The sequence below is a fragment of the Pseudomonas sp. BGI-2 genome, assembly GCF_004310295.1.
In the GTDB taxonomy this organism is placed as follows: domain Bacteria; phylum Pseudomonadota; class Gammaproteobacteria; order Pseudomonadales; family Pseudomonadaceae; genus Aquipseudomonas.
The window spans coordinates 86,938-94,878 of the sequence record NZ_SISB01000010.1 but is presented as its reverse complement, the minus strand read 5'-3'; the positions used below and the strand labels follow the sequence as shown (position 1 = coordinate 94,878).

Sequence of the window (7,941 nt, the reverse complement as noted above, 5' to 3'; positions counted from 1 at the left end):
TCATTAAGAATAATTTGTCGCTCGATGTGTAGGCCGGCCCCCCTCGCCGTCCCACCAACCTATTGGCAGCAAGGTGATTTCCATGACGGAACAAGTATCCACAAGCAGGTGCGATTCACCGCTACTTCAGGCCTTTGTCGACAACCGACTGATTCTGGTCAAAATTGCAGCCCGCATTACCGGCTGCCGGTCGCGTGCTGAAGACGTGGTCCAGGATGCGTTTTTCCGACTGCAATCGGCGCCGCAAATCACGTCGTCCTTCAAGGCTCAGCTCAGTTATCTGTTCCAGATCGTGCGCAACCTGGCGATCGACCACTATCGCAAACAGGCGCTGGAGCAGAAGTATTCAGGGCCGGAAGAGGAAGGTCTGAACGTGGTGATTCAGGGCGCTTCGCCGGAAACCTCGCACATCAATTTCTCGACCCTGGAAAACATTGCCGATGCGCTGACGGAGCTGCCGAGCCGCACCCGTTACGCCTTCGAGATGTACCGCCTGCACGGTGTGCCGCAAAAGGACATCGCCAAGGAACTCGGCGTCTCACCGACCCTGGTCAACTTCATGATTCGCGATGCGCTGGTGCACTGCCGCAAGGTGTCTGGCAATCGTGCGGATACCTTTGCCCGCCGCTAAAAGCTTCGCGGGCAAGCCTCGCTCCTACTGGTTTGTCGCTGAATCACATTCAACCGCAAATCCTGTAGGAGCGAGGCTTGCCCGCGAAGACTGACTCAAGGTCGGTGCAAACCTTGAGCTGTCCCCATCAAGCCAACGCACACCGATCAAAAAACCGCTCACGCCCCAGCATCATCAACGCCGCGCGCTTGTGTGGGAAGTCGAACTCTTTCTCGCAGTGGTAACCCTGGTTTTGCATGTACCCGATCATCTTCGCGTTGTCGGCGCGAGGCTCGGCGACCACGCGCTGAGTGCGCGGGTCGTCGAGAAACAGGTAATGCGTCAGCGCCGATAACCAGCTCGCCACCTTGTGCGGGCCGCGGTGATTTTCTTCACCCACCAGCATGTGGATACCGCGGTCGTAATCGCCGGCGTCATAGAACGGCGCGATGCGATCTTCCTTGGCCCAATAGGCTTCGAAATAGGCAAACGGCTGATCATCGAAACAACCGATCAGCGTCACCGTGTGCGGGTCCGCCTCAAGCTTGCTCAGGTATTCACGGTGCTGTTCGAGGCTGCCCTCCTCCTGCCAGAAACTCGCCACCCGCGGGCTGTTCTGCCAGCGATTGAAACGCGCCAGGTCCAGGTCGATGTCCACCGTACGCAGGGAAATCCAGGCGCCAAGCCGCGCATCGAAGCGCCGATAGACTTCACCCCGTGGTTTTATCGGGCGCAGTGGATGACGCTTGCCGCCACTGATGACCATACGCGGGGGATAACTGGCGGCCAGCGACTCGCCCTGCCAAGGCTGAGGCAATTGCCAGAACATCGTGCGTTCGCAGCGGTATTGGCCAACGGTTTCAGTGGGAATTAGCAAACCGCTCGACAAGGCGTCGGTGGGCGATTGCTGAAGTTGGAAAATCACCTGCTGACACGCCGGATCACGGGCGAACAGCCAATAACAGGTCGCCCAGAGTGCCTGCCCTTCAAAGGTGTCGAAGCGCTTTTCTATCTGCACCTGCAACTCGGGTTTACGGGTCAGGCGTAGCTCGATCAGTGGCTGCCCTTCCAGGCTGAGGTGCAGGCGAGTCTGGGTTTCATCAGCTACAAGACGGCTTCCGTTGGGCAGGGCCAGGGCAGTCAGGTCATTCAGATTGGGCATGGGTCGGGCTCACGATAATCGTCGACAGTTCAACGATGTGACGTGAGCTGGGGCAAAAAATTTAAGCGAAGTCGCGAATGACGCGACCTGCGGTGCCCATCAGGGTTTGGGCACCGGCACCACCGCGATCTTGTACGGATCGAAAATCTTCAGCATCTGGCCATTGTCCCGCAACCCTTGCAGCAACTTGCCGAACGCTTCGCCACCGATGGGCGCGGCCGGACGCAGGATCGCGTAGTGGTGATAGACCTGATCGATGCTCTGGGACACCAGCAACTGATCAGCCACTTGCTCGTTGCGCAGCAGGTATTCGCTCAGGTAGGAGCGCGTCACCAGGGCAACGTCGGCCCGCCCGCGCAGCACCATCAGCAAGTTGCTGTCATGGGAATAGGTCAGCGTGGCGTTGTAGTTCTGCGCGAGGAATTTCGGGTCGGCATTGAAGTTGGCGAACTCATAGTGATAGCCGCTGAACAGGGCCAGACGCTTGCCGGTGAGGTCGGCAAAATAGCTTTGCTGGCGATCGGGCTCACGTTGCGCGACGAAAATCTCGGCGTCTTCAAGGCCCATGTCGACGCTGGTGTGGGGAATGTCCTTCCAGCCCCAGTCCGGGTTCTCGAAAATGGCCATATCGACCCGACCTTGCTTGAAATCACCGAACCTGCGGGGAATCGAAGTCGGCACCAGAACGAACTGATAGTCACTCTGCAATTGATTCAAGGCTTCGACCAATTGCGGCAACAGGCCCGTGTCGGCACCGGACTCGGGGCGCACGGTATAAGGCGGGAAATGTGCGGCACCGACCCGCACCAGTTGCGCAGCCTGGGATGGCAACACCCAGACTGCCACGAGCGACGCCAGCAAAAGCTGCGAGGCCGTCCTAATTGGCGAAGACATCAAAACAACCCACTCCCCAAAAAATACCCATCAATGCATTCAAGCTAGGCGGTTTCGGCCACTTAGCCAGTTTCCTGCAGACACATGACAACTTATTGCTTCTCTTCGAGCACAAGTATCAATGCCTCATCGGCCAGTTGATCGAGGCTCATGCTGCCGCCGGCACGAAACCAGGTGGTGGTCCAGGACAACGCGCCCGTGAGAAAACGGCGCGTGATGAACACATCGCCGCGGATAAAACCGGCCTCCTTGGCTTCACCCAGCACCTGCAGCCAAAGCGCTTCATAAATATCGCGCAGCGCCAGCACCTGCACCTGCCCGTCTTCGGACAGCGAACGCCATTCATACACCAACACCGCCATGGCCTCGCCGCTGCCGCCCATGATCGACTGCAATTCGCAGCGAATCAGCGCCAGCACCCGCTCGCGTACGTTGACGGCCTCGGCCAGAGCGGCGTGCATCAACGCCGTGTTGTAGCGAATGGTCTCCTCCATCACCGCCCGCAGGATCTCGTCCTTGCTTTTGAAGTGATGAAAGATGCTGCCCGACTGAATGCCCACGGCACCGGCCAGATCGCGCACGGTGGTGCGTTCATAACCTTTGTTGCGGAACAGGTGAGCCGCCACTTGCAGCAGTTTGCCGCGGGCGCTGTCAGGGTCGGTCAATTGGCCGTTGTCGACCAATTCGCGCATGACCCCCAGGGCTTTTTGCTCGTCCACCCGTTCTCTCCTACAGTCGATCAATCAGATGCGCCGCCCGCCGCTAAAACAGCGGGGTTGCGCGGGCAATTTAAGCTGGCGACGGCAACCAAGCAAGCGCTTGGGCAGAAGATATTTCAGCCGTTTACAAACCAAGCGCTTGCTTGGTAGTCTCGATGCACTTCTGTCGGAGGTGGTTATGGAATTGGCTGCGCCTAAAACAATTCGCATCGGATGCGCCAGCGCGTTCTGGGGCGACACCTCGACCGCCGCCGCGCAACTGGTGGAAGGTGGACGCCTGGACTACCTGGTCTTCGACTATTTGGCCGAGATCACGATGTCGATCATGGCCGGCGCACGGATGAAAGATCCGCAGGCGGGCTATGCGGGCGACTTCATCGAAGTCCTCAGCCCACTGCTGGGGCAACTCGCCGAACAAAAAATCCGCGTCATCAGCAACGCCGGCGGGGTCAATCCACAGGCCTGCGCCGCCGCGCTGCAAGCGGCCTGCGACAAGGCCGGGGTGGCGCTGAAGATCGCCGTGCTGCTGGGCGACGACCTGCAACCGCAGTTCAAACAGCTGAGCAGCCGCGGCCTCCATGAAATGTTCAGCGGCGCGCCGTTGCCACCGATGTGCGTCTCGACCAATGCCTACCTTGGCGCACCGGGCATTGTCGAAGCCCTTCGATTGGGTGCCGACATCGTCATTACCGGACGCGTCGTGGACAGCGCGGTGGTGAGTGCCGCGCTGGTGCATGAATTCGGCTGGCGGTGGCACGACTACGACAAACTGGCCCAGGCGGCATTGGCCGGGCACATCATCGAATGTGGAGCGCAGTGCACCGGCGGCAATTTCACCGATTGGCGCGACGTGCCTGATTACGAACACATTGGCTTCCCCATCGTTGAAGTCAGCGCCGACAGCCAGTTCATCGTCAGCAAACCCGAGGGCTCCGGCGGCCTGGTCACGCCACTGACCGTCGGCGAACAGATGCTCTATGAAATCGGCAACCCACAGGCCTATATGCTGCCTGACGTGGTCTGCGATTTCACCCAGGTCAAACTCGTGCAACAGGGTAAAAACGCGGTTCAGGTGCATGGCGCAAAAGGCCTGCCGCCGACCGATCAATACAAGGTCAGCGCCACGTATCCGGACGGTTTGCGCTGCACCGCCAGTTGCCTGATCGCGGGGATCGATGCGGTCGACAAGGCGCGTCGAGTCAGCGAGGCCATCATCAACAAGACCTCGGACATCTTCAGCCAGCGCGGCTGGGCGTCCTACAGCGAAGTGAACATCGAACTTCTGGGCAGCGAGGCCACGTACGGCCCCCACGGCCAACGTCAGGACAGCCGTGAAGTGGTGATCAAACTCGCGGTGCGTCATCCGAACAAACAGGCATTGATCGTGTTCTCCCGGGAAATCGCCCAGGCCGCCACCGGCATGGCGCCGGGGCTGACCGGGATTGTCGGGGGACGGCCGACGGTGTATCCGCTGATCCGGCTGTTCTCGTTCCTCATCGACAAAACCGCCTGCACGCTGGAAATTGAACTCCAGGGTCAGCGCCACCCGTGCGCCCTGCCCGCCGTCGATGTGCTCGACCCGGATGACTTGCCCGTACCGTTCGACCCGCCGCACCCCACAGGCCGCGCCGATGCCAGCGTGGCCCTGATCAAACTCGCCGTGGCCCGCTCCGGCGACAAGGGTAATCACAGCAACATCGGCGTCATGGCCCGTGAGCCCGAGTATCTGCCATGGATCGCCGAGGCCTTGACGCCCGAGGTGATGGTCGACTGGATGAGCCACGTCCTCGACCCGGTACACGGACGTGTCGAGCGTTGGTATTTGCCCGGCACTCACAGTTTCAATTTTCTCCTGGAGAACGCCCTCGGCGGCGGTGGCGTGGCCAGCCTGCGAATCGATCCGCAAGGCAAGGCCTTCGCCCAGCAGTTGCTGGACATCCAGATTCCGGTGCCCCAGCGCATCGCCGACCAGGTCAATTAGAGGACTGTCGCCATGGCGTACGATTCGATTTTCAAAGCCGATCTGTTTGCAGGCCAAAACATCATCGTCCCCGGTGGCGGCAGCGGCATCGGCCGCTGCACCGCCCATGAGCTGGCGGCGCTCGGTGCCCATGTGCTGCTGGTCGGGCGCAAGGCTGACAAGTTGAAAAGCGTGGCCGCCGAGATTGCCGAGGACGGAGGCAAGGCGGATTGGGCCACCTGCGATATTCGTGAAGAAGAAGCGGTCAAGCAGCTGGTCAGCGAGTTGATCCGCAAGCACGGCCCGATTCACGGGCTGGTCAACAATGCCGGCGGGCAATACCCGTCGCCGCTGGCCTCGATCACTCAGAAGGGTTTCGAAACCGTGATGCGCACCAACCTGGTGGGCGGTTTCCTGATAGCCCGGGAAGTGTTCAATCAGTCGATGAGCCAACACGGCGGCGCCATCGTCAACATGCTCGCCGACATGTGGGGCGGGATGCCCGGCATGGGTCACTCGGGCGCGGCGCGCTCGGGCATGGATAACCTCACGAAAACCGCTGCCTTCGAATGGGGCTATGCCGGGGTGCGGGTTAACGCGGTGGCGCCGGGCTGGGTGGCATCGAGCGGCATGGACACCTACGAAGGTGCGTTCAAAGCAGTGATTCCAACCTTGCGCGAACACGTGCCGCTCAAGCGCATCGGCACTGAATCCGAAGTCAGCGCGGCGATTGTTTTCCTGCTCAGTCCGGCAGCGGGGTTCGTCAGCGGCAGCACGTTGCGCATCGACGGTGCGGCGAGCCTTGGCGGTCGGGCGTGGCCGATTCACAAGGCGCAGAACAGCGAGTCGTACAACGGTTTCCATCGGGCGTATTTGCCCGACGTACTCAAGGACAAGGAGTAAGCCATGCCGGTGATCCAGTCACACGTGGACCCGTTCAGCGAACAGTTCGCCCAGAACCGCACGGCAATGCTGGTCGGCATCGAGCAAGTCCGTCAGCTCGAACAAAACCTGCTGAACAAGGCAGCCGAGGCCAAGCCCAGGTTCGACAAGCGCGGCCAGTTACTGCCCCGTGAACGCCTCAATCTACTGCTCGACCCCGGCGCGCCGTTCCTCGAACTGGCGAGCTTGGCCGGCTACAAACTGCACGACGACAAGGACGGCAGCTCGGCCGGTGGCGGTTTGATCGCCGGGATCGGCTACGTGTCCGGCGTGCGGGTGCTGGTGGTGGCGAACAACAGCGCGATCAAGGGCGGGACCATTTCCCCCAGCGGCCTGAAAAAGTCCCTGCGCCTGCAACAGATCGCCATGGAGAACAAACTGCCGGTGATCACCCTCGCCGAGAGCGGCGGCGCGAACCTCAATTACGCGGCAGAGATATTCGTCGAAGGCGCCCGCAGCTTTGCCAATCAGGCGCGGATGTCGGCCATGGGGCTGCCGCAGATCACCGTGGTTCACGGCTCGGCCACGGCGGGTGGGGCTTATCAGCCGGGGCTCTCGGATTACGTGGTGGTGGTTCGCGGCAAGGCTAAGCTGTTTCTGGCCGGCCCGCCGCTGCTCAAAGCCGCCACCGGTGAAGTCGCCACCGATGAAGAACTGGGCGGCGCCGAGATGCACGCGCAAACCGCCGGCACCGCCGAATACCTGGCCGAGAATGATGCCGATGGCGTGCGTCAGGTGCGCGAGATCATCAGCCTGCTGTCGTGGAATGCGCGGTTACCCGTAGCCCCCGCAAGGTATTGGGAAGAGCCGCTCTACCCGATCGACGAGTTGCTCGGGCTGATTCCCGACGATCCGAAAAAGCCCTATGACGTGCGCGAAATCATCGCGCGGATTGCCGACGGTTCGAGCTTCCTCGAATTCAAGGGTGAGTTCGATCAGCAGACCATTTGCGGCCACTTGCACATTCAGGGTCGCACCTGCGGATTCATCGGCAACAACGGCCCGATCACACCCAAGGGCGCGAGCAAAGCCGCGCAATTCATCCAACTATGTGACCAGAGCCGGACACCGCTGCTGTTTTTTCACAACACCACGGGGTTCATGGTCGGCACCGAATCGGAACAGCAAGGCGTGATCAAACACGGCGCGAAGATGATTCAAGCGGTGGCCAACGCCCGGGTGCCTAAACTGACCATCGTCGTCGGCGGCTCCTATGGCGCCGGCAACTACGCGATGTGCGGCCGCGGCCTCGACCCGCGTTTCATCTTCGCCTGGCCCAACAGCCGAACCGCTGTCATGGGGGGCGCCCAGGCCGGCAAGGTGCTGCGAATCGTCACCGAGGCCAAACAGCTCAAGGACGGTTTGGTGCCTGACCCGAAAATGCTCGACATGCTGGAACAGGTCACGGCGCAGAAACTCGACAGCCAGTCCACCGCGCTGTATGGCAGCGCCAGCCTGTGGGACGACGGGCTGATCGACCCCCGGGATACCCGGACCTTGCTCGGCTACTTGCTGGACATCTGTCACGAGGCCGACGTGCGGCCATTGCAAACCAATAGTTTTGGCGTCGCGAGATTTTGATTGATCGTTCCCACGCTCTGCGTGGGAATGCAGCCCGGGACGCTCCGCGTCCCAAAAGCGGACGCAGAGCGTC

At 60.9% G+C, this 7,941-nt stretch carries 7 protein-coding genes; 4 read left to right on the top strand and 3 right to left on the bottom strand.

Annotation, left to right across the window (positions count from 1 at the left end):
* Nucleotides 1–82: 82 nt before the first annotated feature.
* Complete coding sequence (locus EYC95_RS09315) at nt 83–631, top strand: RNA polymerase factor sigma-70 (RefSeq protein ID WP_131060086.1); 549 nt, start codon at nt 83–85, stop codon at nt 629–631.
* 127 nt (nt 632–758) lie between these two features.
* On the opposite strand, the gene EYC95_RS09310 is transcribed toward EYC95_RS09315, so the two are convergent.
* From EYC95_RS09310 to EYC95_RS09300, 3 genes are all read right to left on the bottom strand, one after another.
* Nucleotides 759–1,772, bottom strand: a complete 1,014-nt coding sequence (locus tag EYC95_RS09310; RefSeq protein WP_131060085.1) for a GNAT family N-acetyltransferase — start codon at nt 1,770–1,772, stop codon at nt 759–761.
* A 99-nt stretch (nt 1,773–1,871) separates the two neighbouring features.
* Complete coding sequence (locus EYC95_RS09305) at nt 1,872–2,666, bottom strand: ABC transporter substrate-binding protein (protein WP_178083829.1); 795 nt, start codon at nt 2,664–2,666, stop codon at nt 1,872–1,874.
* Nucleotides 2,667–2,758: 92 nt separating this feature from the next.
* A complete protein-coding gene (locus EYC95_RS09300; protein ID WP_131060083.1) occupies nt 2,759–3,385 on the bottom strand; it encodes a TetR/AcrR family transcriptional regulator in 627 nt (208 codons plus the stop codon).
* Between the two features lie 178 nt (nt 3,386–3,563).
* Between EYC95_RS09300 and EYC95_RS09295 the strand changes: the two genes are divergently transcribed.
* Genes EYC95_RS09295 through atuC form a run of 3 tightly spaced genes read left to right on the top strand, consistent with a single transcriptional unit; the run spans nt 3,564 to nt 7,868 of the window.
* Nucleotides 3,564–5,366 (top strand): acyclic terpene utilization AtuA family protein, encoded by a 1,803-nt coding sequence (locus EYC95_RS09295; protein WP_131060082.1) that lies wholly within the window; start codon nt 3,564–3,566, stop codon nt 5,364–5,366.
* A 12-nt stretch (nt 5,367–5,378) separates the two neighbouring features.
* Entirely contained in the window at nt 5,379–6,248 is an 870-nt protein-coding gene (locus EYC95_RS09290) for an SDR family oxidoreductase (RefSeq protein ID WP_131060081.1), read from the top strand.
* A gap of 3 nt (nt 6,249–6,251) precedes the next feature.
* Nucleotides 6,252–7,868, top strand: coding sequence for a geranyl-CoA carboxylase subunit beta (gene atuC, locus EYC95_RS09285; RefSeq protein WP_131060080.1), 1,617 nt, complete (start codon nt 6,252–6,254; stop codon nt 7,866–7,868).
* Nucleotides 7,869–7,941 lie beyond the last annotated feature (73 nt).